This window comes from Nostoc sp. NMS9, assembly GCF_017114995.1.
Taxonomy (GTDB): domain Bacteria; phylum Cyanobacteriota; class Cyanobacteriia; order Cyanobacteriales; family Nostocaceae; genus Nostoc.
Genome location: NZ_JABXKL010000082.1, coordinates 1 through 26,432, shown reverse-complemented (window position 1 = coordinate 26,432; position 26,432 = coordinate 1). Strand labels below are relative to the sequence as shown.

General features: G+C 41.8%; 24 protein-coding genes. 15 read left to right on the top strand and 9 right to left on the bottom strand.

Going from position 1 to position 26,432, the window contains the following annotated elements; genetic code table 11:
• Positions 1–266 precede the first annotated feature (266 nt).
• Positions 267–575, top strand: a complete 309-nt coding sequence (locus tag HWQ40_RS26220) for a hypothetical protein (RefSeq protein ID WP_292783819.1) — start codon at positions 267–269, stop codon at positions 573–575.
• Positions 576–809: 234 nt separating this feature from the next.
• Here HWQ40_RS26220 and HWQ40_RS26215 read toward each other — a convergent pair whose 3' ends face one another.
• Together HWQ40_RS26215 and HWQ40_RS26210 are read right to left on the bottom strand one after the other, a co-directional pair.
• Positions 810–1,385 carry a hypothetical protein gene (locus HWQ40_RS26215; RefSeq protein WP_292783816.1) on the bottom strand — a complete coding sequence of 192 codons (576 nt, stop codon included), beginning with the start codon at positions 1,383–1,385 and terminating at the stop codon, positions 810–812.
• Positions 1,386–1,519: 134 nt separating this feature from the next.
• A complete protein-coding gene (locus tag HWQ40_RS26210; protein ID WP_292783813.1) occupies positions 1,520–1,720 on the bottom strand; it encodes a hypothetical protein in 201 nt (66 codons plus the stop codon).
• A 150-nt stretch (positions 1,721–1,870) separates the two neighbouring features.
• Here HWQ40_RS26210 and HWQ40_RS26205 point away from each other — a divergent pair, with 150 nt between their 5' ends.
• A complete protein-coding gene (locus tag HWQ40_RS26205; protein WP_292783811.1) occupies positions 1,871–2,047 on the top strand; it encodes a hypothetical protein in 177 nt (58 codons plus the stop codon).
• A gap of 19 nt (positions 2,048–2,066) precedes the next feature.
• Here HWQ40_RS26205 and HWQ40_RS26200 read toward each other — a convergent pair whose 3' ends face one another.
• Positions 2,067–3,137 (bottom strand): DUF2278 family protein, encoded by a 1,071-nt coding sequence (locus tag HWQ40_RS26200; RefSeq protein WP_292783808.1) that lies wholly within the window; start codon positions 3,135–3,137, stop codon positions 2,067–2,069.
• Between the two features lie 458 nt (positions 3,138–3,595).
• On the opposite strand from HWQ40_RS26200, the gene HWQ40_RS26195 reads away from it, so the two are divergent.
• Positions 3,596–5,827 carry an FdhF/YdeP family oxidoreductase gene (locus tag HWQ40_RS26195; RefSeq protein WP_292783805.1) on the top strand — a complete coding sequence of 744 codons (2,232 nt, stop codon included), beginning with the start codon at positions 3,596–3,598 and terminating at the stop codon, positions 5,825–5,827.
• 243 nt (positions 5,828–6,070) lie between these two features.
• On the opposite strand, the gene HWQ40_RS26190 is transcribed toward HWQ40_RS26195, so the two are convergent.
• Entirely contained in the window at positions 6,071–6,520 is a 450-nt protein-coding gene (locus HWQ40_RS26190; RefSeq protein ID WP_292783802.1) for an orange carotenoid protein N-terminal domain-containing protein, read from the bottom strand.
• A gap of 334 nt (positions 6,521–6,854) precedes the next feature.
• Between HWQ40_RS26190 and HWQ40_RS26185 the strand changes: the two genes are divergently transcribed.
• Entirely contained in the window at positions 6,855–7,616 is a 762-nt protein-coding gene (locus tag HWQ40_RS26185) for a Uma2 family endonuclease (protein WP_292783799.1), read from the top strand.
• A 182-nt stretch (positions 7,617–7,798) separates the two neighbouring features.
• Here the strand turns inward: HWQ40_RS26185 and HWQ40_RS26180 are convergent, their stop codons facing one another.
• Positions 7,799–8,980, bottom strand: coding sequence for a serine hydrolase (locus HWQ40_RS26180; protein ID WP_292783796.1), 1,182 nt, complete (start codon positions 8,978–8,980; stop codon positions 7,799–7,801).
• Positions 8,981–9,123: 143 nt separating this feature from the next.
• Between HWQ40_RS26180 and fdhD the strand changes: the two genes are divergently transcribed.
• The gene (gene fdhD, locus HWQ40_RS26175) at positions 9,124–9,963 is read left to right on the top strand and encodes a formate dehydrogenase accessory sulfurtransferase FdhD (protein WP_292783793.1); all 840 of its coding nucleotides are present in this window, start codon (positions 9,124–9,126) and stop codon (positions 9,961–9,963) included.
• 109 nt (positions 9,964–10,072) lie between these two features.
• Positions 10,073–10,255 (top strand): hypothetical protein, encoded by a 183-nt coding sequence (locus HWQ40_RS26170; protein WP_292783790.1) that lies wholly within the window; start codon positions 10,073–10,075, stop codon positions 10,253–10,255.
• Here the strand turns inward: HWQ40_RS26170 and pnuC are convergent.
• Both pnuC and HWQ40_RS26160 read right to left on the bottom strand, forming a co-directional pair.
• On the bottom strand, positions 10,252–10,845 hold the full coding sequence (gene pnuC / locus HWQ40_RS26165; RefSeq protein WP_292783788.1) for a nicotinamide riboside transporter PnuC: 594 nt from the start codon (positions 10,843–10,845) through the stop codon (positions 10,252–10,254). The genes HWQ40_RS26170 and pnuC overlap by 4 nt on opposite strands.
• 77 nt (positions 10,846–10,922) lie before the next feature.
• Complete coding sequence (locus HWQ40_RS26160) at positions 10,923–11,939, bottom strand: AAA family ATPase (protein ID WP_292783786.1); 1,017 nt, start codon at positions 11,937–11,939, stop codon at positions 10,923–10,925.
• A gap of 199 nt (positions 11,940–12,138) precedes the next feature.
• Between HWQ40_RS26160 and HWQ40_RS26155 the strand changes: the two genes are divergently transcribed.
• From HWQ40_RS26155 to HWQ40_RS26115, 9 genes are all read left to right on the top strand, one after another.
• On the top strand, positions 12,139–13,452 hold the full coding sequence (locus HWQ40_RS26155) for a hypothetical protein (RefSeq protein WP_292783784.1): 1,314 nt from the start codon (positions 12,139–12,141) through the stop codon (positions 13,450–13,452).
• Between the two features lie 125 nt (positions 13,453–13,577).
• Complete coding sequence (locus HWQ40_RS26150; protein WP_292783782.1) at positions 13,578–15,437, top strand: RluA family pseudouridine synthase; 1,860 nt, start codon at positions 13,578–13,580, stop codon at positions 15,435–15,437.
• Positions 15,438–16,193: 756 nt separating this feature from the next.
• Positions 16,194–16,400, top strand: a complete 207-nt coding sequence (locus HWQ40_RS26145; protein ID WP_292783780.1) for an RRXRR domain-containing protein — start codon at positions 16,194–16,196, stop codon at positions 16,398–16,400.
• Between the two features lie 68 nt (positions 16,401–16,468).
• Complete coding sequence (locus tag HWQ40_RS26140; protein WP_292783778.1) at positions 16,469–17,143, top strand: cysteine dioxygenase family protein; 675 nt, start codon at positions 16,469–16,471, stop codon at positions 17,141–17,143.
• A complete protein-coding gene (locus HWQ40_RS26135; RefSeq protein WP_292783776.1) occupies positions 17,127–17,888 on the top strand; it encodes a class II aldolase/adducin family protein in 762 nt (253 codons plus the stop codon). Before HWQ40_RS26140 ends, HWQ40_RS26135 begins: the two co-directional genes overlap by 17 nt.
• Before the next feature lie 261 nt (positions 17,889–18,149).
• Complete coding sequence (locus HWQ40_RS26130; RefSeq protein ID WP_292783773.1) at positions 18,150–19,271, top strand: sulfonate ABC transporter substrate-binding protein; 1,122 nt, start codon at positions 18,150–18,152, stop codon at positions 19,269–19,271.
• A gap of 113 nt (positions 19,272–19,384) precedes the next feature.
• Positions 19,385–20,206, top strand: coding sequence for an NADPH-dependent oxidoreductase (locus HWQ40_RS26125; protein ID WP_292783770.1), 822 nt, complete (start codon positions 19,385–19,387; stop codon positions 20,204–20,206).
• 19 nt (positions 20,207–20,225) lie between these two features.
• Entirely contained in the window at positions 20,226–21,014 is a 789-nt protein-coding gene (locus HWQ40_RS26120) for an SDR family oxidoreductase (RefSeq protein WP_292783767.1), read from the top strand.
• 468 nt (positions 21,015–21,482) lie between these two features.
• The gene (locus tag HWQ40_RS26115) at positions 21,483–22,829 is read left to right on the top strand and encodes an NAD(P)/FAD-dependent oxidoreductase (protein WP_292783764.1); all 1,347 of its coding nucleotides are present in this window, start codon (positions 21,483–21,485) and stop codon (positions 22,827–22,829) included.
• 268 nt (positions 22,830–23,097) lie between these two features.
• Here HWQ40_RS26115 and HWQ40_RS26110 read toward each other — a convergent pair whose 3' ends face one another.
• Both HWQ40_RS26110 and HWQ40_RS26105 read right to left on the bottom strand, forming a co-directional pair.
• Entirely contained in the window at positions 23,098–25,557 is a 2,460-nt protein-coding gene (locus HWQ40_RS26110) for a DHH family phosphoesterase (RefSeq protein ID WP_292783762.1), read from the bottom strand.
• A gap of 251 nt (positions 25,558–25,808) precedes the next feature.
• Positions 25,809–26,324, bottom strand: a complete 516-nt coding sequence (locus HWQ40_RS26105) for a DM13 domain-containing protein (protein WP_292783760.1) — start codon at positions 26,322–26,324, stop codon at positions 25,809–25,811.
• Positions 26,325–26,432: the final 108 nt, after the last annotated feature.

The following is a 26,432-nucleotide window of genomic DNA, read 5'->3' as shown; positions in this document are numbered from 1 at the left end:
TTAGGGCATCAATATTGAAATCGGAGGTGTATCTAAATAGGGTAAACCGAAAAAGTAGGTAGTCTAGCTTTTTCTAAAATAGTAACAATTGTTGCCGATAGAACCAAGCGATCGCGGTAAGATTTTGGACTTAAGCCTGATCCAACTCCAATAACTCCTTAATAATTCGTAATTCGTAATTTCTGGTATGAAGCAACTAAGTTGAGTTGTGGAGTTCAAAATATGATTTTTTCTAAAACTGAGATTCAATTACACCCAAAATACAAATGACAAACGGAAACAACTTTCAAAGATTAGTAGAACTTGCAAATGATTATGGAATTATTTGCGAACCAACACCAGAAGAATGTTTGATTGCATCCTTACCTGGAGACGATGATTTCTTATTAGCTTTTACTTGGTCTGGTACAGTTGAGGGAGAGCCGCCAGAGCATGAGTTAATCGCAATTAGTGTACAAGATATAGTCAAAGAAGTTACCGTTGCAGCTTGGCAGATTCCTTTTTATTTATTCGGAAACGTTTTAAGACAAGCTCAAATGCTTGTTGCTGCTCACAAAGATTTTGTTAGCAGTTAGTAGACAAGCTTTAGCTAAAAACTCCTATCCCTGTCAACTGTGGCAGGGATTTTTATTTGAACTATTGCGCCTAACGTAAGAGTTGCTGACACGGATGCCTTGTTTGATAGGAATAAATAATGCCTTCACTCTTTCGCATTCCCAGCGCCATGCATTCTCTAACAAGATTTCTTTTCCATTAATGAATTTGATAAATTCTTTTAAAACTTTCAGCGTAAGTTTCTGTATGACTGCTCATTTGACCCCTTCCTTCATTAAAAGACTTGTTGCTCTATCTAACGAGTAACTGAATTCACGTTTAGCTCCTAACCAGTTAATAGCAGACAGACAAAAAACTACAACGCAAATCATCACTGAAAGGACTCCAGCTTTCCAATTGGTTACCCAGCCTTTGGTTATCCAGCACGTAAAACTTATTCCGAATAATGGAGTAATAAGCAATGAATTTCTGAATAATCTGTTTAAATTTTGTATGTACTCAACTCTCTTGACTAAATTGTCTGAGCCGTTTTGATATACAAAGATTAACTTCTTATCTTCTTCCCTATCCACCTTATGATTTTTCTGGAAAAATTTTATAAAAAAACTCCAAGTATCTGGAGACATAAAACGATGCAAACATGCTCCCAAAATATAAGATAAAGGGAGAATAATGAATCCTATGAGGGGAATAGATTTGTCAAGATTATTACTCTGAAACCAGGTGGCAATGTCGTAGATATTGAAGAATGAAAGCACAGTAAAAAAGATTGAAAGGAGCGCGATTAAGCCAGTTACTAAAAATTCAGAAAGCAGTAAGGTTGTACCCATATCTTTATATTCCAAAACTAAGCTTGATGGATGAATAATATTTATCTGGTTTTGTCGTTTCTGTTCTTACAATCAAATTACTTCATGATTGGCCTCAACAAGTTCTTTTGAGACTCGATTTCAAAATCACTTAACTAACAACCTAGTACAGTACGGCGTAAATAAACCACCCATTCAAAACCAATGAAATGCTTACGCTGTATTAATTTTGAATTTTGAATTTTGAATTTTGAATTTTGAATTCCGCCTTGCGGTACTAGCTGGCTAACGTTTCCAATCAGCGGCGGCAGACAAACTTGGTAACCCCACAAGCGGCTTTCGTCCGTCTGCTGCATTGGGGCGATTGGAGTTCAATCAACCATAGCTACCTAAATCTGAGTGCCGACTATTAACCAATACGGTTCAGTTAAGGCTAAAAACTAAAACTGGCGTAGTAGCGTGACATACTTAAAATGTTGGGTAAGAAGGCTAAGGACTAGCACCGTATGAGTAACCCCAATAAATACACCGTCAATTTGAGTGAAGCTGAACGGGAACGGCTAAAACAGATCCCAGTCCGCTTCATCGATGTCAAAGCCGAGCAGGACAACATAGGTTCCGGCAATGCCCTGAACGGTGAGTCCTTGATTAGTAACTTTTACTCTTATGGCAATTTGGATTGAAGCAGTTAAGCGACTCAAACTAGGTAATAAATCTCACATAGCGACCTTCAGTGCTGGCATCTTCTTTGGAGTAGCTAACGGCATGGACTTGATGACCAGAGGCATCCTTTAGGCGGATTGTGCCGCCTTTGTTACCGAGTTGAGCCGTGTTTCCAGATAACACGATGCGTCGTGATTCACCCGATCCCAATACACCAGAAAGCGTTTCTGCAAGATTATTGCGATCGACAATAGTCCATCCGGTTAAATCAACATCTGAAGATGAGGCATTACCGATGACAACCAGTTCTTTGCCTGGATCGCTGCCAATTGGGTTTACTAATGCCCGCTCAACGTAAATATCTGGGTTTGAGACGTTCGAGGGTGTGCCATTCCCATCTGGGCCTGGGGGAATATTCGATCCGGCTGGAATAGTTCTGGATTGGTTGGGTATACGATTTCCACTGCGATCATCTGTGGGCAACCATTGGGTCTGAAAACGGAGAAACAGACCAACATATCGATTGGAGAATTTTAAAATTAGTCCACCATCTTGGAAGACACCGTTGTCTTTCGCAAAACGACCAGGAGGATTACCTTGATTCATGTGGATATCATGAATGCCTTGGTTGGTGCCAAATTCTCGATCAATCGGTCTAGGATTAAACGGTTGACCTTGTTCAGGAAATTTAGCACCGAAGACAAAGATATCGCCATTTTGTGACTTGAGACTTTTTAAATCAGTAATCAGACTATCTTGTAAATCGTCATTCTCACCTGGTCCAGAAGGTAGTACTTCTACACCTGTGGGCCAATCAAATAATGGAGAGCGCAGAAAATCTAAGGCGCGGGATACAGAACGAGAATTGGATGGTAGGGGAATAAATCCAGGCTCAAGATCCGATAGACTCGCTAAAATTGGGTGTCCCTGGAGCGGATCTACACGATGGAATATCAAAAGTGATTGATCTCCAGATAAGACGTTAACAGGAACCCGCCATGCCTGATTATTGCGATCGATAACCCGAATTTGGAGATGTGGCGTATCTTGGTCATCTTCACGCTTGAATACATCAACTTTGCCAGCTAGAACACCATACTCTAAAGACATATGAACACGACCTCTTCACTGAAAGGTTTAGCGAACAAATTTAGCTGTGGTACATATGACATAACGGCTTGGAGTTCACCAGACAGCATTGCACTTTGCATCATAAATAATAGTGTAAACCTCTGTTCCGGTGCAACTACTGGTTATACAGCCAAGACAGAAATTTTCTGTATAGGGGTCAAATGAGCAGTTCTACAGAAACTTACGCTAAGAATGGTTATCACAACTTTTTCTATAGTTAATAACGTTTCTACTCTGATAAGTAACGCTTAAGTTGTTGTTACTACGGCTGAAGTTGTGCTTATAAACGTTCAAGTTGTCGTCAAGACACAAGAACACGATCATAAATTAATTTTTCCAGTTTTCATCTCTTCTATCTGGATTTTTTACTGGCTGCTACTCATTTGTTATTCAAAACGGTAGCCTGGAATAGTTCAGCAACTCACACACATTGCATTATGTTACCTAAACCCAAAAAGCACTGGACACCTTCAAATTGGGCCAGTTGGAAGCCTTTCGGCATTGGCGAACAGTACCCCAATAATTATTGGGAGGTATTTCGGGCAATTTGGCTGTCTCGTGACAAACTACCTTATGCGTGGAATATTCTTGATAAAGGTGTCTGCGATGGTTGCGCTCTCGGAACAACCGGGATGAAGGATTGGACTTTAGATGGCATCCATCTCTGCAATGTCCGGTTGCGGCTGTTGCGAATGAATACTATGCCAGCTTTTGATCCTGTGCTATTGGAAGATGTTTCGCAGTTACAAAATCAAAAAAGTGCCCAATTGCGCGACTTGGGAAGACTCCCGTACCCGATGATTCGTCAACGAGCTGAAAAAGGCTTTCGCCGTGTGAGTTGGGATGAAGCTTTAGGGGTAATTAGCGATCGCATCCGCACTACTACACCAGACCGTCTCAGTTTCTATGTTACCAGTCGTGGTACTGTCAACGAAACTTATTATACCACCCAAAAAGCTGTGCGGGCAATGGGAAGCAATAATATTGATAACGCTGCCCGCATTTGCCATTCTCCCAGTACAGCAGGATTGAAAGCTGCTTTGGGTGCAGGGGCTACCACCTGTTCTTATAAAGACTGGATTGGCACTGATTTATTAGTTTTCATTGGCTCGAATGTTGCTAACAATCAGCCTGTTACCGTTAAGTATCTCCATTATGCCAAAAAAGCTGGCACTAAGATTGTAGTCATTAACACTTACCGTGAGCCAGGAATGGAGCGCTACTGGGTGCCTTCAATTGTGGAAAGTGCCGTTTTCGGTACAAAGTTTGCCGAAGACTTCTTCTTAATTAATATGGGCGGGGATATAGCATTTTTAAATGGCACTATTAAACATATAATTGCTAATAACTGGGTAGACCAGTCATTTATAAATTTATACACAGTTGGCTTTGCTGAACTCAAAGCATCGTTAGAGAGCCAATCTTGGGAAGAATTAGAGCGGCTTTCTGGAACATCCCGCGAGTCAATGCACGCCTTTGCCAAAATGGTCAAAGAAGCTAATAAAGCCGTATTTGTTTGGAGTATGGGTATTACTCAGCATGAATGCGGTGAAGATAACGTGCGAAGTATCATTAATTTAGCTCTTACCAAAGGTTTTGTCGGTCGGGAAGGCTGCGGTTTAATGCCAATTCGCGGTCACTCTGGGGTGCAGGGTGGTGCAGAGATGGGATGTTATGCGACAGTATTTCCTGGTGGTAAACCGATTACCCCAGAAAATGCTGCCCAATTGAGTCAACATTGGGGCTTTGAAGTGCCAGCAACTAAAGGTTTAATTGCTCCAGAAATGATTCACGCTGCACATCAGGGGGATTTAGATGTGTTGTTTTCTGTGGGTGGGAATTTTTTAGAAGTGCTGCCAGAACCAGATTATGTGGAAGCGGCGCTGAAGCAAATACCTCTACGGGTACATATAGATATTGTTCTCTCCAGCCAAATGTTGGTGGAACCTGCTGATACTGTGGTGCTGTTACCTGCGACGACTCGCTACGAAATACTAGGAGGAGTCACAGAAACTAACACCGAACGCCGGGTAATTTTCAGTCCAGAAATTCCGGGGCCGCGGATTGGCGAAGCGCGTCCTGAGTGGGAAGTATTTTTAGAATTGGCAAGGCGGGTAAAACCAGATTTGGCAGATAAGCTGACTTTTGCTAACACCGCTGCTATCCGTCAAGAAATTGCTCAAGTCGTCCCCCAATATGCTGGTATTCAACACTTACAACAAGCTGGCGATCAGTTTCAATATGGTGGCTCACATTTGTGCTTTGGTTGGAATTTTCCTACAGCCGACGGGAAAGCACACTTTGGCGTATTATTGCCACGCCAAAGAGAATTACCAAAAGGTTATTTTTTATTAGCAACACGCCGAGGTAAACAATTTAATAGTATGGTGCAGGAACGCAAGGATGCAATTACTGGGGCGATGCGAGAGGCGGTGCTAATGAATGCTGCTGATGCGGCAATGTTGGGTTTAAAAGATTGCGATCGCGTCATTCTTAAGAATGATTTAGGCGAGTTGTTATGTCAAGTCTACATTGCCCCAATTCAGTCAGGTAACTTGCAAGTACATTGGCCAGAAGGGAACGTGCTACTAGATAAAAGTAAGCGATCGCTCGAAGGTGTACCTGATTATAATGCGATCGTGCGGTTGGAAAAAGAATCCGACAAATAGACCATTTGTAGAGACGCGATTCATCGCGTCTTTACCCAAGGATGTGTTGCAATCATTAATTGAATTGGTATAATCAAGCGGACTTGATATAACTTGCATCAAGACTACCGCAGAGATGAGGATCTTTGCGGTAGTTCTAAGTTAACCACTATTAAAGTAGAACAAAAACAGCCAGGTATAGCTTAATTTGCGACTTTCAGTTATCCCAAATTCTAGAAAACTATTGAGAGTTCTTGGACTTGACTAACCCATTGCTTGCACCGCACTCAGCATGAAATTAATCCGTTGCTCAAACTCTAGCTTTTTGATCAATGCGACAAATTCATCCGTTTCACCAGGAAGTTGATAGTCGGAGGGCACTTGAATTATGCTTCCATCCTCCATTCCTTGTGCTAGCAGAAACCAAACGTCTAATTTGGCATTGGGACTTAGGGCATTATAGGCTTGGCTGATATCGTTAGCTGCACCATTAATAATGTCGCGTTGTGCTTGCAGTTGCTCTTCAGGAGACAAGTCCAGGAATTTGTCAAAGAGTGTTTTAGCAGGAACTTCTACGCTTTGAGGAGGTGCAGGTTTTAGCTGCTCTTTAAGATCCAAGTAACCGAACCAAAGTAGGGCTAGCTGAGTATCTACATCAAAGCGTTGAAGACTTTCTAAAGCCGGTTTTGTTGCTTCATCAATTGTGTAAGTCATAAAAAACTCCAACTAAGTTAAGGGTATTCTGATTTCGTTAGTTACTGTAAAGATTTGTTTTCAGTACCTTCATATAACTTAACGAACGAATGGAAATAGATAACCCTACTTAGGGTAGGGATCACTACATAAGACAGATATAGATAACTGAAAATTGCTAGTTACAAAAATGCCTATTTCGATGTATATACAAGCTAAGTAACGTCTGTGACTCTAAGCGATCGCTTGAAGGGGTTCCTGATTATAATGCAATAGTACGCTTAGAAAAGCAAACCTAATATTAACGCTTTCCGACTGCGACGTTCAAGTTAACATCACTCCAAAACTTGCAGCCATGTCTGTCGCCAAAGATTTTGAAACCCCAGAAGATGTTATATTTCCACCAGGGGATTTAGAAAGTAACGAACCACCATTGGAAACATACCTACATTTGCAGCAAATGCTGCTATTGATAAAATGTCTTGATTGGTGGTGGCGAGACCACAATCGCTTTAATGACTACTTTGCTGCGGGGAATCTTAGCATTCATTACAGTCCACGCCAGCGTAAATCCGAAGACTTTCGAGGTCCAGATTTCTTTGTCGTTTTAAATACTGAACGCAAACCCCGTGATAGTTGGGTTGTTTGGGAAGAAGATGGGAAATATCCGAATTTGATTATAGAACTGCTTTCAAAGTCAACCGCAGCGACCGACAAGGGCTTAAAAAAACAAATTTATCAAGATATCTTTCGCACTCCTGAATATTTTTGGTTTGACCCCAAGAATCTAGAATTTGCTGGGTTTATTTTGGTGGGTGGTACGTATCAACCTATAGAACCCAACCCACAAGGATTGTTGTGGAGTCAGCAGCTAAGTTTGTACTTGGGCGTTCATGAAAATCAATTACGCTATTTCAATGCCGAAGGACAGTTAATGCCCACACCTGAAGAAATTGCCCAGTGGGAAGCGGAACACGCCCAACAAGAAAGACAACGTGCTGAACAAGAAAAGCAACGTGCTGAACAAGAAAGACAACGTGCTGAACAAGAAAAGCAACGTGCTGAACACCTAGCAGCAAAACTGCGAGAATTGGGTGTTGACCCAGATACGATTTAAAGTATGTAGACTTGCTCTAAAAATCATGGAAGCTCAGTTTATGACAAACTCGAACAGATATTATCTGAGATAGAAGAAATAGAATTTTATTGCCTAAATGCTTTGCTGGATGTATTAGGGTTGCATTTGGCGGTAACAGTTAAGTTAAGCTGAAACCTACAAGCATAATTAACAAATTACTATCATTTATTTTCGACAACTTCCAGACCTGTCCTAGCTACTGATTTAATATCAACATTCTGATTGTTTAGCAGCACTACTATAGTAGTATTTTCATAGGGTAAATATGCAAGCAATGTTACAAAGCCATAAGCTGTACCACTATGCCCAATTGCTTTGGCTAAAGGAGATGAGAACCTTTCTACACCCAAGCCATAACTATAGCCTGCGCCATTATCTTTAAATTTCAGCATTTCTTTCATCATTTTTGAGGAAAGTAAGGTTTTTTTGACAAATAACGCTTTGGCGAACTTGGCTAAATCCTCTGCTGTTGAAACCAATCCACCATCTCCCAAACCATTACCATCATTGACTTCGGCGTAGCTATCTAGCTTACCATCCTTATTGCGATCGCCATAACCTGTAGCGACTTCTCCAATTGTCGGTTCGCGCAATTCTGTGAAGGTATGTTTTAATCCTAATGGTTTTAAAATCTGACTGCGGATTGCTTGGGCGAGAGTTCCTCTAGTGATATTTTCAACAATCAGTTCCAAAAGAATGTAGTTGCAATCAGTATAAATAAATTTTTCTCCGGGATTTGCCTGCGGTTCTTCTTGATACATATACTGAATAGCTTCTCTGGCTGTCCAAGGCTGTGAGCGGCTTCTTTTCGCTGTAGCTTGAATAAACTCTTTTGTTTCTAGGTATTCAGCAACACCACTGGTGTGGTTGAGGAGTTGACGAACTGTAATTTTGTCGCTGTTGACAATATGAGGAGTGATGTCTCTTGGTAAGTAGGTTGCGATCGCCCGATCTAATTCTATCTTCCCTTGTTCCACTAATTTCAGCACAACCACCGCCATAAAAGTTTTACTCATACTGGCAATAGAAAAGCCATCTGTGGGTTTCATCCGGGTTTTAGTTGACAAGTTACTGACACCAGATGCTCCCAGCCAAGAACCTTTAGGTGTAGTAATATACATGACTGCACCAGGAATTTTCTGTTCTACAATTATCTCATTTAAAAGTTTCTGTAGTTGAGAACTTTTTCCTACGGTGGAGGTAGATATCACTTGTTTAGCAAGAGATTTTTCAATTACTCTCTGACTAATGTTATTAGCCACTAAATATCCTGTAAAACCAAGGGAAATTACAAAGACTATTGCAAATAAAATTTTACTGAAAGCCAAAAGTTTTAGGTTCATTTTACTTCCTAAACAGAAACATAGCCGATCTAGCTCAACTGCACAAAGTAATTGGTAAGCATCAACCTGACATCTGACATATAAATAGCATTACTTTGTTTCCAGATTAGTATCAAAATTTCAATTCACCAACTTTCACAAATATGAGAATGCCAACTAAAAGTAAGACCAAAGCCACTGTTTGGGTAGTGGAAAAAGGTCAAATACGGACTCGTTTAGACCAACTTACCACCGAAGAACCTTTAGAAATTCGTCTTGTTCCTTTCCAGAAGACGGTAGCTGTAACAATGCGGACACCAGGGGCAGATTTTGAACTAGCTGCTGGTTTCCTCTACAGTGAAGGAGTCGTTAATAGCAGGGAAGATATTCGACGTATCAGCTACTGCGTAGATGAATTAGTAGATGGTGAACAGCGCCATAATATTGTAAATGTGGAACTGCGGGATGGGTTGATTCCAGACTTACAGCCTTTGGAGCGTCATTTCTATACAAGTAGCGCCTGTGGAGTGTGTGGTAAAGCTAGCCTTGAGGCTTTGCGTCTGCGGGGATGTCCAGTAATTTCCTCTGGCCCAACGGTAAAACCTGAGATCGTATACAGCCTACCAGATAAACTCCGGGCTGCTCAAGGTATCTTCACTGCTACAGGAGGTTTGCACGCTGCGGCTATCTTTGATGCTCAAGGACAACTGTTAAACCTGTGGGAGGATGTTGGGCGACACAATGCTTTGGATAAATTGATTGGTACAGCTTTGCTCAGTGATGAATTACCTTTAAATAATTGTATTGTCCTGGTCAGCGGACGCTCAAGTTTTGAGATTTTGCAAAAGTCTACAACTGCTGGAGTTCCCATTGTTTGTTCTGTTTCCGCTCCCAGTAGTTTGGCGGTATCTGTCGCCAAAGAATTCGGGATTACCTTAATTGGATTCCTGCGCGGAGAACGGTTCAATATTTACACTGGTTTACAAAGAATAAACGCAGCTTAAGAACACTTTCGTAGTGCCGTGGCAAGGCTTAAAATGATGCAAAAAAATTTGTAGGTTGGGTTGAGGAACGAAACCCAACACTCGCAATACGGTTCGGTTAAGATTTTTGATGAAAATTCTAAATCACAAAAATGGGATAAATTATCACAAAGACGCGATAAATCGCCGTCTCTACAATAATCAGTCTTTTGTAGAGACGGCAATTCATCGCGTCTCTTGCGTTAACCGAAAAGTATTGCCAACACTCCGATCAATGTTGGGTTTCACGTTGCTCAACCCAACCTACATCTAATGCACTATTTTAGCTGTCTTGAGCCAAGATATTGAGCCGTTAATTGCGATGAACAAAAAAATTACATAAAGAAAAGCAATAAATTTAACTTCTTTAACGTAGTACAACCAAATACCAATAACATCAACAATAATCCAGTAATACCAGCTTTCAATCCTTTTTTGCACCATCAGCCACATAGCAGTAAAACTCATAATTGTTGTGAGTGCATCTAAATAAGGAAAAGAAGCTTTCTCTAAAAATATTGCAGGGAGTAAATGGTGAATTTGACTCATCAAAGCTCCTGTTGCAAATGAAACTGCTATTGTAATTGCTGCAATCAAAACAATTTTACTTGAGGGACTATACCGAACCTGCAAAACTTTACCAGTATCACGTTCAGGTGTAATCCATCGCCACCAACCATAGACACTAATAACTAAATAGTAGATTTGTTCTAACATATCCGAATACAAGCGGATTTGATAGAAAAGCACCATGTATAGCAAGACGCCGACTATCCCAACAGGCCAAGTCAGGATTTTCCTCTGAGAAATTAGCCACACCGACCAGAGAGAAAAAATCGTTCCCAAGAATTCTACATAACTCATGGGGTATCCCATAAGATTAAAGGCGATAGTATTTACACTCCAAAATTTAATCATTTTAATGCACTTTATCAAACAATTTAATGGGAAAATAACTCTCCCAGGTTGCCATACTTGTAGTAGCTAGACAATACTCTTTTAACAAAACTAATGCGTGTATTCAGATCGCCATTCAAGCGAAAAAAGGAAATTTTTCTAATAATTAATTCGTTCTGAATCTGTTTTTGAAATATGTTACGGTTTGCGTCTCCAGAGCGATCCCAGGTATCATCATAAGGTATATCTGAATCGCAAAGAAACACTAAATCATAGCGCGACATGGCTTGATGGGCAAGTTCTACTAACTCTGGAGCAACAGTTTTGTGGTAGTACAACGAGAATTGATAGGTTGTCAATGCATTGGTATCTGTAAATAAATACTGATTTGCTTGCAATAAGAAGGCTTCTTCACGTTCTAAATGCCCTTTGGCAATTTCCACAAGTTGGGAGAGCGAAAGTTGTCTATTAATTTGATATTTTTCCCAATACTCGCGTCCATACTCAGGCATCCATACAGTGTTAAACTCTTTAGCTAATTGTGATGCAATGGTGGTTTTACCAGTTGAAGGAGCGCCCATAAAAACAATATTAGCGATCAGATCGCGGTACACATCAGGATGTAAATACTCCCGAAATGCGTAAGCGTCTCTTCTTACTTGCGTTCCAGAAATTGGAAAAGTTTGGCGATCGCAATCCACGAGCCGATTAACTGCCCCTAGCGCCTGACTTACGTGTTCCCCGTAAAATTCACTACAGTAAAAGTGGGTAATTTTTTGTGATTTTAATTGTTTCAGGATGTAATCTTCGTGCTTTTGCTTAATCTCAGGAGTATCACCAACCTCAGTTGGCCCATCCCACGCTTCAATCACCTGGATTTGTGGATAAATTTGCCGCAGCCAATTCGCTCGAACTGTTAAAGGAATAGCAGTCACTTCTGGACAGTCATAAATCATCACCAGCACTTCATCCATCTCTGCTAAGGCTGTTTCAATCACCAATTGATGCCCTTTATGGAGAGGCGCGTATTTACCTAGCGTGAGTCCGCATTTACCAGTCATAATTTTGACTTTCCATAGATATCTATTGTTGCCCCATGACTGCCGCTTTACAATTAGCCAAAAGGATAAAGCCTCTCGCAGGCATTGTCTCTCTCTTTTTGGCAGAGGTATTGTTTTTCACCGTAGACAAGTTTTTTAATATTCCGCATGGCTCAAGTAGGAGTAAACTACGACATAGTTTACTTGGTAATACTGAGCAATGTATAGAAAGACTAAAAGGTTTACTGCTATTTTTCTATTGGTGTTTTCTCTGATTGTTTCTATCAACTTTTCTGCGATCGCTCAAGATAGTTCAGGTATCCCTTCTGTAAATTTTGCATCGTCTCGCGCTTGTTATGTTCCTGCAAATCTCAGAACTGAACGAGTCATTGCTGATAACGATCGCAGCCAAGTTAAGATGGGCGATCGCATTAGGGTAAAAGTTAAAGGATTGTCAGCAGCAGCCACAAGTGCAACGCCTAAAGGCAATTCATTCGATCCTCGCCAATTAGTGTTGTACCTGAATGGCTATCAGCTAGAGAATGTCCACGGAGAACCAGTCAGCGTCATGGAGGAGGGTGAAGATCAAAAGAAAACTCTTAATAATGATTGGTTAGCTTTTCAGCTTGAACGTACTGATGTATCTGAAACTGCATGGAATTCGCTACTTGGTGGCAGGCCTAAATATAGTATTGATACGATAGTTGGGGTAGGCTGTCCCAGTAAAGTTGCGATTCTGGTGAGCGATCCTCTCTCACCTCCTCAATTAAAAATAGTTCTGTTATCATGGCGATTTTGGCTGTGTCTGCTTCTAGTTATAGCTATTATCTTGATATTTATCAGATATGGTCGAGACAGTCTACGTAGCCCTGGAATAGAAGGAATTTACTCTACAAAAGAAGTAATCAATGGTCAGGAAATGTTGATTACAAAAGAGTTTCTACCTGCAAAGGAAGCTCGTTCGGGAATTGCTAAGTTTTTTCTTGGTTCAAATGAAGAGTATAGAAATCCCTTCAGCTTATCGATATCTCAACTTGCTTTCTGGACATTTCTCATTTTTTCTGCTTACCTGATTATCTACGGCATAACAGGAGATTACACCAATATTTTAACTGGACAATCACTAGTTTTATTAGGAATTAACTCTGTAACTGCATTTGGTACTTCATTAATTGATGGGCAGGGGAATGAGAAAAATAGAAAAGGTAGTCAAGGCGTTTCTCAAGGTTTTTTTAATGATGTCTTATCAGATATTAATGGAGTCAACTTTCATCGATTCCAAACATTTATTTGGACAGTTGCCATCGGACTATTTTTTGTTTGGGAGGTAATTAAAAATCTCGCCATGCCAGAATTTGATGATACACTTCTGGCGCTACAAGGAATCAGTGCCGCAACATATCTTGGACTGAGAGGGCAAGAGCAGCATGGTATGACAAAAGATCCAGAACCTGCATCTGGAGAAGCTAACTTATCTCAACAACTGCCTACACCAGAAAACGATCGCACTCCAACTAATACTTTGTCAAGCTAGTTTTGAAGGTTTGTGGTCAGGACTTTAGTGCTTAAAAATAAGGACTAAAGTCCTTAATACGAACTTGTTAGTATGGGCAATAATCTAAAATATTAGGATCGGCTAGATTTGCAATCATAGCTTGTATGGTAGTTCTGCACACACTTTCAGATTTCATCGACTGCGATTTTGCTATCAGCGACTCATCTTGTAGCTATTGGTACGAAGGGCGTTGTCCGCAAAATGGCGTAGGCGTAGCCCGTCGTAGACATCGCCTAAAATTACCCCGCACTTCAATGTCTGAAGCGATCGCCCACGGACTAATGCAATATCTTGCCAACAATGACTGTTATTCTCGTGAAGGGAAGATGTATGGAATCCTATTGGTTGAACTGCCTAATGGCGAACAACGGGTACTAAAAGCTTTTTCCGGTCTTTTGAATGGTTGCAGTGTGGTTGAGGGCTGGGTGCCGCCAATTCCTGGACGAGACGAAGTTGCTTTCGAGGAAGCCCGTACTTTGGCTGAGTTGGACGCGATTAAGCAAGAAATTATTACCTTGAAGCAACTCACCGAACGCCAGCAGTATGAAATCCTGTTTAATGACTTTGAGCAGCAATTACAAGCAATGAGTGATCGCCATCGCTATTGCAAACATCAACGACAGGAAAAACGTCAGCAACTCTGCAATACACTCTCTCCCGAAGCACTCACGATTGCCCTTGAACAACTTGACGAAGAGAGTCGTCAGCAGGGAATTGAGCGACGACAACTTAAACGCCAGCAAAATGCCCTATTAGAGCCACTACAACAAGTAATTACAGCGACGGATGCGCGAATTAGCGAACTGAAAAAACAGCGTAAAGCACTTTCTTGTCAATTGCAAGCTCAGATGCACGCTAGCTACAGCCTGACTAATTTTTCCGGGCGATCGCAATCATTGCAACAATTGATGCCAGGAGGTTTGCCCACTGGTACAGGAGACTGTTGTGCCCCAAAGCTTCTTCACTATGCGGCTACACATAATCTTAAACCCCTAGCAATGGCAGAATTTTGGTGGGGTGCGTCTTCCGTAAATCAGGATAAAATTCCGGGAGAGTTTTATGGAGCGTGTGCCGAGCGATGTCAGCCATTGATGGGGTTTCTGCTCTCAGGCTTGAAACCTCCCTTCTCTACTAGGGAAAAGGGAGTAAGAAGCCCCTCCCCTGATCGGCTACGGTGTTGTATACACAAGTCCTTCTCACCCCCTCTAACTCCCCCTTGCCAAGGGGGAGAACCGGGAACCAGATATTTTCCCCCTTTGCAAGGGGGGATTAAGGGGGGTAAATCCACATTACCAAGATGTGTGTACACCGTAGCTCCTGATTGGGGAGAGGTCACTTTACCCATTATTTATGAAGATGAATGGTTGATTGCTATAAACAAACCTGCTGGATTACTTTCGGTACCTGGTCGTTATCGCAATCGCCAAGATAGTGTCTTGAGTCGCTTACGTCATTTGTTACCGGATGGCATGGCACTTATATCTGTGCATCGCTTAGATCAAGAAACTTCTGGGATTTTGTTGTTGGCACGCGATCGTCAAACCCATCGGCAACTCAGTCAACAGTTTGAGCAACGCCAGGTTCACAAGGTTTATGAAGCCATACTTTCTGGTGTTTTAACTGTTGAGCAAGGTAAAATTGACTTGCCACTATGGGGAGATCCTGAAAATCGCCCTGAGCAAAAAGTTGATTGGCAGTATGGTAAACCTAGCTTGACACACTTCCAGGTTATAGCGAGAGAAGGAGACTACACTCGCGTAGAATTTACGCCATTAACAGGACGCACTCATCAATTAAGGGTTCATGCAGCTGATGCGCGAGGACTTGGGATAACTATTTTAGGCGATCGCCTTTATGGATGCTGTGCAGTTACTAGTCGGTTACATCTGCACGCCAGAGAACTTCGCCTTCAGCATCCGCAGTTAGAAAAAACCCTGCATTTACAAGCAATTACACCCTTTTGACCAAGAAAGGGGTGTAGGGGTATAGGGGTGTAAGGGTGTAGGGTCAAACAGAGGATCTTCAAAGTTGTACACCCCTACAAGGCAGCTATTTGGGTTCAGAGCCAACACCAAATTTACTTGTTTTGTGGTCAATAATCAAGTAGTGGGTTCAGAGCCAATACTAATTATTTCCCCTACACCCCCATACCCTTACACCCTTACACCCCTAGTTTTTGACGAGTCATATTATGAAAAACCTCAAAGAGCTAAAGCTACGCTTTGTCTCTCCTAACAGCTAGTACAGCATGGCGTAAATAAACATACCATTTCAAATGGCGCAAGAGCTTGGAATACTATTCTTTTGACTTTTGACTTCCGCCTTACGGTACTAGCCTATTGCTTTTTAAATTTGTATGTGATATTTTTTGCTTGTAGTTAATTCAACGGTTATCCGACCGAATTACAGTACTTACAGAAATTAATATAACAGCTAAGAGGCTTCCCAATAAAAATATCCAATTACAAATGATTGTGAGACACCCCACAAAATTGGATAATTTATTCCTTGGAAATCCCTAAATCAGAGGTAAAGACAAGAGTGCTGGAGTTGACCTCTAGACTCTCATTCTTGTCTTTTCTTTAATAAAAGGAGTAATAAAGGAGCAGAGGGAAAGGGGAGCAGGGGAGAATAATTTTCTCGTTCCATAGCTTAGTAAGGGGATTCTCCTAGTCCCCAGTCCCCAATCTGACGATCGCAAATCTAAAATTCAAAATTACATGACTAAAGTATTCATTCTCGATGCCAACCAACAACCGTTATATCCAGTACGCATCAGCCATGCTAGGGTGCTATTATCACAAGGTAAAGCTACCGTATTCCAGCGATATCCTTTTACTATCATTCTGAAGGAGTCCCTTTCTCATCTAAAACTTGAGCAACTTGGCTTTAAGATTCATCCTGGGATTAAAATAAATCGTAATTGAATTCTTAACTACCAATTACGACTTAGCAATTAGTTAATCTTAGTCGCCTCCTAAACAGAGGAATATAGATGACGAACCACACTATTTTAGAACCGTTACCAGAAGACCAATGGTTTATTGAGAGCCAGGAACTACGATCCTTTGTAGCAACAGTACGGGAAATTAGCGCTAGCACTGTTGGCGATCGCCCACAAACTCTCGCCAGACTAGAACCCTATTTTCAAGAACTCCTTGCCCAACCGGAATGGCTACTGGAAAAGTTTGCCCAAGTCAATCCCGAAAGCCGGATGGGTGGCGGTATTGGCCAGTGGCTGCTTTATCGCGCTAAAGACCGTTCTTTGTCAGTATTCAGTTTGGTGATTCCCCCAAACTCAACGACTCCCGTCCACGACCATTTAGCTTGGGGATTGATTGGTTTATACAAGGGTAATCAAGAAGAAACAGTCTATCGCCGTGTAGATAGCGGTGATGCCGAAGGACACGCACAATTACAAGTAACTGAAGTGCGATCGCTTCAACCAGGGGATATCTACCGCCTCTTACCCCCAGATGGTGATATCCACGCTGTCAAAACCACATCCCAGAGCGCATCTGTATCCATCCATATCTTGGGTAATGATACTGGTTGCGTTTGGCGTCACCAGTTCATCCCAGAATCTCACAGCGTCAAATCCTTTCGCTCTGGATATTCCAACGCTCCCTGTAAAGAGGAAGAAGAAAAAGAATATGTCCAGTTACATTAGACCACAACCCCCAGCATTCGAGCGAGTTGAAGACGAACGCCTCCACCGCAAGCAACGTCTCGCCGCTGCCTTTCGCCTCTTTGGAAAGTTTGGGTTTAGCGAGGGAATCGCAGGCCATATTACGGCTCGTGATCCGGAGTTTACAGACCATTTTTGGGTTAATCCATTCGGGGCATACTTCGGTCATATCCGAGTTTCTGACCTGATTCTAGTTAACAAAGAAGGTGAGGTGGTTAAAGGCGATGCTGAGGTAAATCAAGCTGCTTTCGCCATCCATTCTCAGATTCATGAAGCTCGACCTGATGTAATCGCGGCGGCTCACGCCCATTCACTTTATGGCAAAGCCTGGTCTAGTTTGGGGCGTCTCCTTGACCCCTTGACTCAAGATTCTTGTGCTTTTTACGAAGATCATGCCCTGTTTGATGATTTTACAGGTGTTGTTTTAGAAACTTCTGAAGGTCAGCGATTGGCGCAAGCTTTGGGACCAAAAAAAGCCATAATCCTACTTAACCATAGCATTTTAACTGTGGGACATACAGTCGATGAAGCTGCCTTTTGGTATATTAGCTTAGAGCGATCGTGCCAAGCCCAACTGTTGGCTGAAGCTGCGGGTAGACCCACTACTATCAAACACGAAACAGCCCGTTTAACACAAACTCAAGTGGGGTCACATGTAAGTGGGTGGTTCAGTTTCCAGCCCCTTTACGACCGGATTGTGCGTGAAGAACCTGATTTGCTAAATTAGTGCTGTGTTTTTTGACACTGGGATATTAACAATTTAAAATTCAAAATTCAAAATTATTCGCGCCGCATCTCCTAGAGAAGAGAGTTACATAAGGGGATTTAAACCCGACTGTAGCTAGTTAAGAACAGGGTAACTGAACTGAGCGCAGTAGCTCCGACTCCGCCTCCCAGCTATTTATTGTCAACTAAACTTAAATTTATTTATATACTCCGGTAAACCTATAAGTTTATAGTATTCATATAGCTCAGAGAAATCATTTTGATGATTAACCAAATCTTTCGCCGTTTCATTGCCAAGTGGATATCGTTGATAAAATTCAGGAATATCCCATTTAACAACCAACATAAATTATTCTTTTCTTCTCCTTTGCCAACAGTGGGGGCTTTTGTTACAGGTCTTTGTCTGAGCTTGCTATTTGCTGCTTGTTCATCGACACCGACTGTTAATGCCCCTAATCCCAGTGCCACATCTGTTAGCAATTCGGCTTCCAATAATAAAGCAACAGTAGTCAGATTTGGCTATCAAAAATCGACCATTTTGCTGAGAGCTAAGGGTGTTTTAGAAAAGCGTTTAACACCTGAAGGTATTACTGTAAAATGGACTGAATTTCAAGCAGGTCCACAACTACTAGAAGCCATGAATGTGGGTAGTATTGACATCGGACCTGTGGGAGAATCACCGCCAATATTTGCTCAAGCAGCCGGAGCATCACTAACTTATGTTGTTGGTACTGCTGCTACTCCGGCTAGTTCAGCAATTCTTGTTCCTCAAAATTCACAAATTCAAAAACTTACTGACCTTAAAGGTAAAAAAGTTGCATTTCAGAAAGGATCTAGTGCCCATTTATTGTTAGTCCAAGCTTTAGAAAAAGCCGGATTAAAATATACAGACATTGAACCTAAATATTTGGCTCCGGCTGATGCCCGTGCTGCATTTGTGAAAGGGAGTGTAGATGCTTGGGTAATTTGGGACCCTTTCTATGCAGCGGCTCAAGAGGCGACTAAAGCCAGAGTCCTAATTGATGGCACAGGAATTAATAAACAGGGAGGATATTATTTGATGACCCGCAAATTTGTCACTGAAAATCCCCAAACTGTCAAGGCAATACTGGAAGAAATTAAAAATCTAGAAGAATGGTCTAAACAGAATCGAGAAGAAGTAGCAAAAACTCTTGCACCTGTGTTAGGAATTGACTTAGAAACGATGAAAAAAGCAACTAATAGACGAACTTTTGGTCTTGTACCAATTGACGATAATCTAATAAATCTACAACAAGGTGTTGCGGATACATATTATAAATTGAAGCTAATTCCTAAAAAGGTAAATGTGAAGGATGCAGTGTTGACAAAAGAAGAATATGCTGCTTTCTCACCAAAAACTTAAATTAGGGCAATGAATCGGGTGTAGGGATATACAGATATATATCCCTACAAATGAAATTGGTGTTAGTAATAAAACAACTGACAATTTTTTAATTTTGAATCCTGGAATTGATTATGACTAATCCTACAGAATTACTGCGATCGCGCTACGGTGAAATTCCCTTCAATCCCGAAATTGGATGGAATGATTCGCTAACAGCACTACTATCTCACCGTTCAATTCGGTCTTATCTATCCGATCCTTTACCACCGGGAACTCTAGAATTACTAATTGCAGCTGCCCAATCTGCATCTACTTCCTCTAATTTGCAAACTTGGAGTGTGGTAGCAGTCGAAGATCAACAGCGCAAAGAGGAGTTATCCAAGCTAGCGGGAAACCAAGCACATATTAAGCAGGTTCCTTTATTCTTGGTTTGGTTAGCAGATTTGGCGCGTCTAAGTCACGTTGCTGACAGTCGCGGCATATCTCATGATGCGCTGGAATATTTGGAAATGTTTGTGATGGCAACAATCGATGCAACATTGGCGGCGCAAAATGCAGCAGTTGCAGCCGAGTCACTCGGTTTAGGAACAGTATATATTGGCGGAATCAGGAACCGTCCGCAAGAGGTAGCACAGATATTGAATTTACCCTCCTCTGTGTATGCTGTATTTGGATTATGTGTGGGCTATCCGAATCCTGAAGTAGAAGCGGCGATTAAACCACGCTTACCCCAGTCAGCTGTGCTGCATCGTGAAACTTATAAATTGGCAGAACAAGAAGAAGCGATCGCTCACTACAACGACATCATCAAAGAATTCTATACTGAACAAAAAATGAATATTGCTGGTGATTGGTCAGAACACTCAGCCCAACGCATTGCAACTGTAGAATCATTGAGAGGACGCGATCGCTTGCGTGAAGCTCTCAATAACCTGGGCTTCAAATTACTGTAAATTAAGAAGAATCAAGATTATGGATTTGCAACTCCGTGGCAAAGTCGCCTTAGTGACAGCTGCTAGTAAAGGTTTGGGCAAAGCTACAGCGAGGCAATTTGCCCGTGAGGGTGCAAAAGTTGCCATCTGCGCCCGCAGTGAGTTAATTGACAAAACCGCTGCGGAGATTGAAAGCGAAACAGGTACAGAAGTGCTATCTCTGCGTGCGGACGTTACTAGTCAAGAAGATATTGAACAGGTAATTAACGCCACAGTGGAAAAATTCGGCGGGTTGGATATCCTCGTTACCAACGCCGGAGGCCCACCTGCTGGCACTTTTGATGATATTGATTTGGCAACTTGGGAAACTTCGATCGACTTGACTTTGCTGAGTGCGGTACGCCTGGTAAAGTACGCTTTACCTCACTTACGCCAATCTATCGCACCAGCAATTCTGACCATCACCTCAACCTCAACTAAACAACCAGTCCAAAATCTGGTTTTATCTAATTCCATTCGATTAGCAGTGATTGGTTTAACGAAAACTCTCAGCCAAGAACTGGGTAGCGATAAAATTCGCGTCAACAGTATTCTACCAGGCTGGACATATACAGAACGGGTAGAAGAATTAATCGATGCCCGCATTGCTAAAAATGGTGAAACGAAAGAAGCAGAAATTGCTAGAATCAATGGGACAGTTCCTTTGGGTCGTATCGGCACACCAGAAGAGTTTGCCAATGTTGCGGTATTTCTGAGTTCACCAGCAGCCTCATTTGTGAATGGAGTCATGCTACAAGTAGATGGCGGAATTATTCAAAGCACATTTTGAGCGGCTTGATCGATCGAACAGAATTCAGGAGTCAGAATTCAAAATCAATTCTGTACGACTGGAGGATAGCGAGTCATCATACCCTTACAGGGAAGCAAGCTACGCGCAGGGTCTCGTAGAGAACGTTGGGCTGTTTTCCTCCTGCCTCCTACCTCTTGCCCCTTGCCTCCTGCCTCCTGCCTCCCAATACGGTTCGGTTAAGGCAAGAGACGCGATAAATCGCCATCTCTACAAAGGACTGATTATTGTAAAGACGGCGATTTATCGCGTCTTTACGATCTAGGGCTTGTGATCAAAAAACCTTATCCGAACCGTATTGCCCTGCCTCCTGCCTTCCTCGATAAAAACTAACTTTGACTACTTTCATCATTTCTTCAATTGTTCTAAATAGACAGCAACCACTATCATAATGCTGTTACATCTTTGTTAAGAATAGTTACAGGCTCTTAACACAAGGAAATTTTTATTATGGTAGTCTCACTTGAAAAGAATGCACCACATCGGGTTGTAGTTGTTGGTGGTGGCTTTGGTGGACTGTATACAGCAAAAGCTTTGAAGACAGCAAATGTAAATGTTACTCTCATTGATAAACGTAACTTTCACCTATTTCAGCCGCTTTTATATCAAGTTGCCACAGGTACGCTATCACCTGCTGATATTTCCGCACCATTACGATCTGTATTCAGCAAAAGCAAGAATACAAAAGTGTTGTTAGGAAAAGTAAATGATATCGATCCAAAAGCACAACAAGTTATTCTGGGTGATGAAGTAGTACCTTATGATACATTGATTGTCGCCACAGGTGTTAACCATTCCTATTTTGGTAAGGATAACTGGAAAGAATTTGCTCCTGGCTTGAAAACTGTTGAAGATGCCATAGAAATGCGTCGCCAGATATTTTCGGCATTTGAAGCGGCAGAAAAAGAAACCGATCCCGAAAAACGCCGTGCTTTTTTGACTTTTGTGATTGTCGGGGGTGGGCCCACCGGTGTAGAATTATCGGGGGCGATCGCAGAATTGGCATACCAAACTCTCACAGAAGATTTCCGCAGCATCAACACCTCAGAAGCGAGAATTATACTATTGCAAGGGGGCGATCGCATCCTCCCACACATTGCACCAGAGTTATCGAAAGTAGCAGCAGAATCTTTGCAAAAGTTGGGTGTGGCTGTCTACACTAACACTAGAGTGACAAATATTGAAGGTAACATTGTTACTTTCAAGCAAGGCGATGAATTCACAGAAATTACCTCAAAAACTATATTGTGGGCAGCAGGTGTTCAAGGTTCGCCTATGGGGAAAGCCCTAGCAAAAAGTACAGGTGTAGAGTGCGATCGCGACGGACGTGTGATTGTAGAACCGGACTTGTCTATCAAGGGTTATAAAAACATTTTTGTAGTAGGAGATTTAGGCAACTTTTCCCATCAAAATGGTAAACCCTTACCTGGTGTTGCACCTGTAGCCAAACAACAAGGAGAGTATGTAGCTAGACTCATTAAACGCAGGCTTCAAGGTGAGACTTTGCCACAATTTCGTTACAATGACGTGGGTACTTTGGCGATGATTGGGCAAAATTTAGCTGTCGTAGATTTAGGCTTAATCAAACTTAAAGGTTTCATTGCTTGGCTCTTTTGGCTAGTAATTCACATCTATTTCTTAATCGAGTTTGACACTAAAATAGTAGTAGCAATTCAGTGGGGGTGGAATTATATCACTCGTAATCGTCGCTCTAGATTGATTACAGGTCGAGAAGGTTTTGTAGAAGCAAAAACTGTTAACAATAGGGTACAACAGCCTTCTGGGACACCTCTTTAACTTCAGGTATCACACCCAATAGGACTCATATCGTGTCTGGCTCAAAACTTAACCGCAGGAGGCAGGAGGCAGGGGGAAAAAGGCTTTTGGGATTTTTGCACAGATGCGGCGATCGTAAGTGATTAATCGGACTTGATTTCACAAGCTAGGTAATTCCTATACTTGCAAACTGCTGTAATTTAGTGCGATCGCGATTGCACTACACAAGATCGGACTTGGTTGAAAATCCCTATTTTGTTAGGGTAGCAAACGCTATAAACCCTTTAAATTATTTACTGTCGTAGCTAGCGATCGCAACAATCGTAGATAAAGGAACTTCCGCAAAATACTGTTGCTGAAATTGTTCTTCTCGAACAGCAGCTAAAAATCGTCCAACGGCTTCGTCAGCAAGGTTTTCGGCACTATCGCTTGGATGCCAGGTAATTTGTAAAGAACGGTCTTGTCGTTGAACTGTGAAGCCTAAGTATTTTAAAGCTTTGATTCCGACAAGTAAGGTTTGGTCGCTGATGCCGATTTTCTCTAAAAGTTGTCCGCGGGTAACTAGTTGATTTGTGCGACTGAGATATTTAGCAATTCCGACAAGAGTCAGCCAAATTTGATTAGGTGGTTGGTGCTTAGGTTTAGACCAAGCGATCGCTAATTGTTGCTGATTGTCAAGCCCAGACGTAGAGCGGCTGATCGCCAAACATCGCCGCAACCACATGCGTAAATCATCCCAATTTGTGGGACAATCTTCAATAATTAGTGCTGAATGCTGAGTAGTGTTAGCGGTAGCGAGGCGTTGAGCCACTGCTGAGTGTTCCTGATTCCGTAAGTCTAGGATGAAGGGTGTTAGCGATAGCGGGGCGTTGAGCCACTGCTGAGTGTTGAGTGCTGAGTTAGCAGAAGAACGCACGGCAATTAATCTGATTTCATAACGTTTTTTGAAGGTGTTGTAGTCTAATTCTGCTATGCAATCACATCTTCCTATAGGCAATTCATCTTTATAGTGTCCCCACCATAAGCCAGGAAAAGCACTTCTGCTAGAATCATCTTGAATATCAAACTCAGTTTTAATGTACTGTACCTTTTTCCCTTGCCAATCCTGCTGATTGCGATGCCAAGAATTTTCAAACCAACAGTTTTGAATTAGCAATTTCGGAACAGGATTACCCATTCCACAAGGTTCTAGCAGTTTCAGTTCCAAAAATAACTCTTTCCCCAAATCTGCAACTGTCACCGTCAAGTCTGCTTGCACGGTTGGCATTAGAGTTGTACTACCTAAAGATTGCCGCAACTGCTGATTAATCGCCGCTGTAAATAAAGGAATGTTTTCCACCAACAAACTCAAACCCGCTGCAAAGGGATGTCCCCCAAAACGATGTAACAAATGTGCTTGCTCTTTCACCAGTTGATATAAATCGACAGAATTCACCGAACGGGCAGAACCCCTTGCAAGCAAAGAAGAAGAATTGCTCCCCTGCTCCCCTGCTCCTCTGCTCCCCTGCTCCCCTGCTCCCCTGCTCCCCTGCTCCCCTGCTCCTTCTGTACTCAACAAAATCGTCGGGCGTCCAGTTTCTTGTGCTACCTGTCCGGCGACTAAGCCCAATACACCCGCAGGCCATTGGGCATCTTCTAAGACAATGACGCTAGTGGTTGATAAATCTAGTTGAGTAAGTTTTTGCGCCACTTGTGCCTGCACATCTTTTTGTAAAGATTTGCGGCGGGCGTTGGCGAGTTCTGTAACTTCGGCTAGTTCGTTACAACGTTTGACATCCCGACTAGTTAATAATTCCACGCAGAAACTGGCATCACCTTGGATGCGACTAACGGCGTTAATTCTTGGCCCCAAACCAAAAGAAATATCTGTGGGGCGATCGCCACTTTTCTGGCACAATTCTAATAATCGTCCTACCCCTGGCCGCCGCCGCGCTGCTGCTGGCTGTTTAAAATCTTCTTGCAATCGTTGAATTCCCATCTGTGCCAAGTAGCGACAATCTCCACTTAACTGCACCAAATCGGCAATTAATCCAACTGCAACTAAATCTAATAAATCCTCTAACGGATATTTTGCAACATTGGGCAAGCTTTGATATAGTGCTTCCACCAACTTATAAGCTACCGCCACCCCAGAAAGATTAAATAACTGATGTTCCTTTGGTAAATAGCGAGGATTGATAATCGCTGCGACGGGTGGACGTTCGGCTGGTAAGGTGTGATGGTCTGTAACTATTACATCTATGCCTAGCTGTTTGGCATAAATAATTTCCTCAATGTTTGTGCTACCTGTATCACAAGTAACAATTAATTTGTAACCTTGTTTTGCTAAATTATCAATCCCTTGATTATTAAGTCCGTGGGATTCTTTCAGGCGATTGGGAATGTAGTAACTTAACTGGGTATTTTGAGCGAAAAACTGCCCCAATCCATCCCAAAGTACCGATGTAGCGGTAATGCCATCGGCATCGAAGTCTCCCCAAATAACGATTTTTTCTTTAGTATTATATGCTTGTTGCAAGCGTGCGATCGCCAGATGCATTTCTTGCCCAAACTCAAAGGGACTTGCTGGTTGATAAGCTTTATAGTTGATAAAAGCTGTTAATTGTTGACGATCTTTAATACCTCGTTGCCACAACAACTGCGCTGCATACAGTCCACTTGATGCAGGTGTATACTGTTTCACTGCTTGGATAAACCACTCTAGTGGTTGTTCAGTTGCTGTTATAGTCCACTGCTGTTGTTCTAGCATACAAACAAAGTTAGGATTTAGAAGTTAAAACTCTTAAAATACAAGGATAATTTGTAAACCTGTGGAGTTGACCTTTAGAAGAGTGAAGAAAGGTTCCAGGAATTGCTAAGATAATCTGGTCATCAAGCTGAAATTCTAATTCTACCTCTTGAATAGATAAAGCTTCATCTTTGTGACTATGAATGTGGTAAGGTGTAAAGTTTTGTTACTGAACAGTGATTCTCTACTCTCCGTAATTGTTTAGTTAATTTTTAACTAATCAACTTAGCAGCACCAAAAGTAGCATTGAACTTGCGACACCAGATAGCGGCAGATTTGTAATCTGCTAAATTGATGTTGTTAGGAATAGGATATGTTTGAGCGCCGCTATATTTTTTTAAGGGAGCAAGAATGATATAATCTCCATTTTTGAAAGAATAAGCTGGTGGCTTAGTTGAACCAATTACATTATCTGAACGATGCAAAATTACGACTAAATCCGGGTCTGATTCCGAGATTTTAAACGATTGTCCAAGCTCTAGAAATAATTTACTGTCTTTCGTAGTAATACTGACTGTTCCTTGAGTTCTATATTCTCCAGAAACAAAAGTACCTGACTTGTGAGATTGTACCGAAGGGGTTAAAGACTGCGCCAGAGTTGAAGATTTGGCAACAGATATATTCACTGCGATCGCAACTTCTTTAGACTCATTATTTGATACTTCTCGGACACAGCTAATCATTACAAGAGAAGAAAAAATTAGTATTAATAAATTTCTGATTTTCATAATCAACAATATAGGTTTTGAATTGAGCTTTGAACTAATTATTGCTTACATAATTAAGTAAGTCGGCGCGAAAAAACCAAACTATGTAAAGATAAATAAATACGGAGA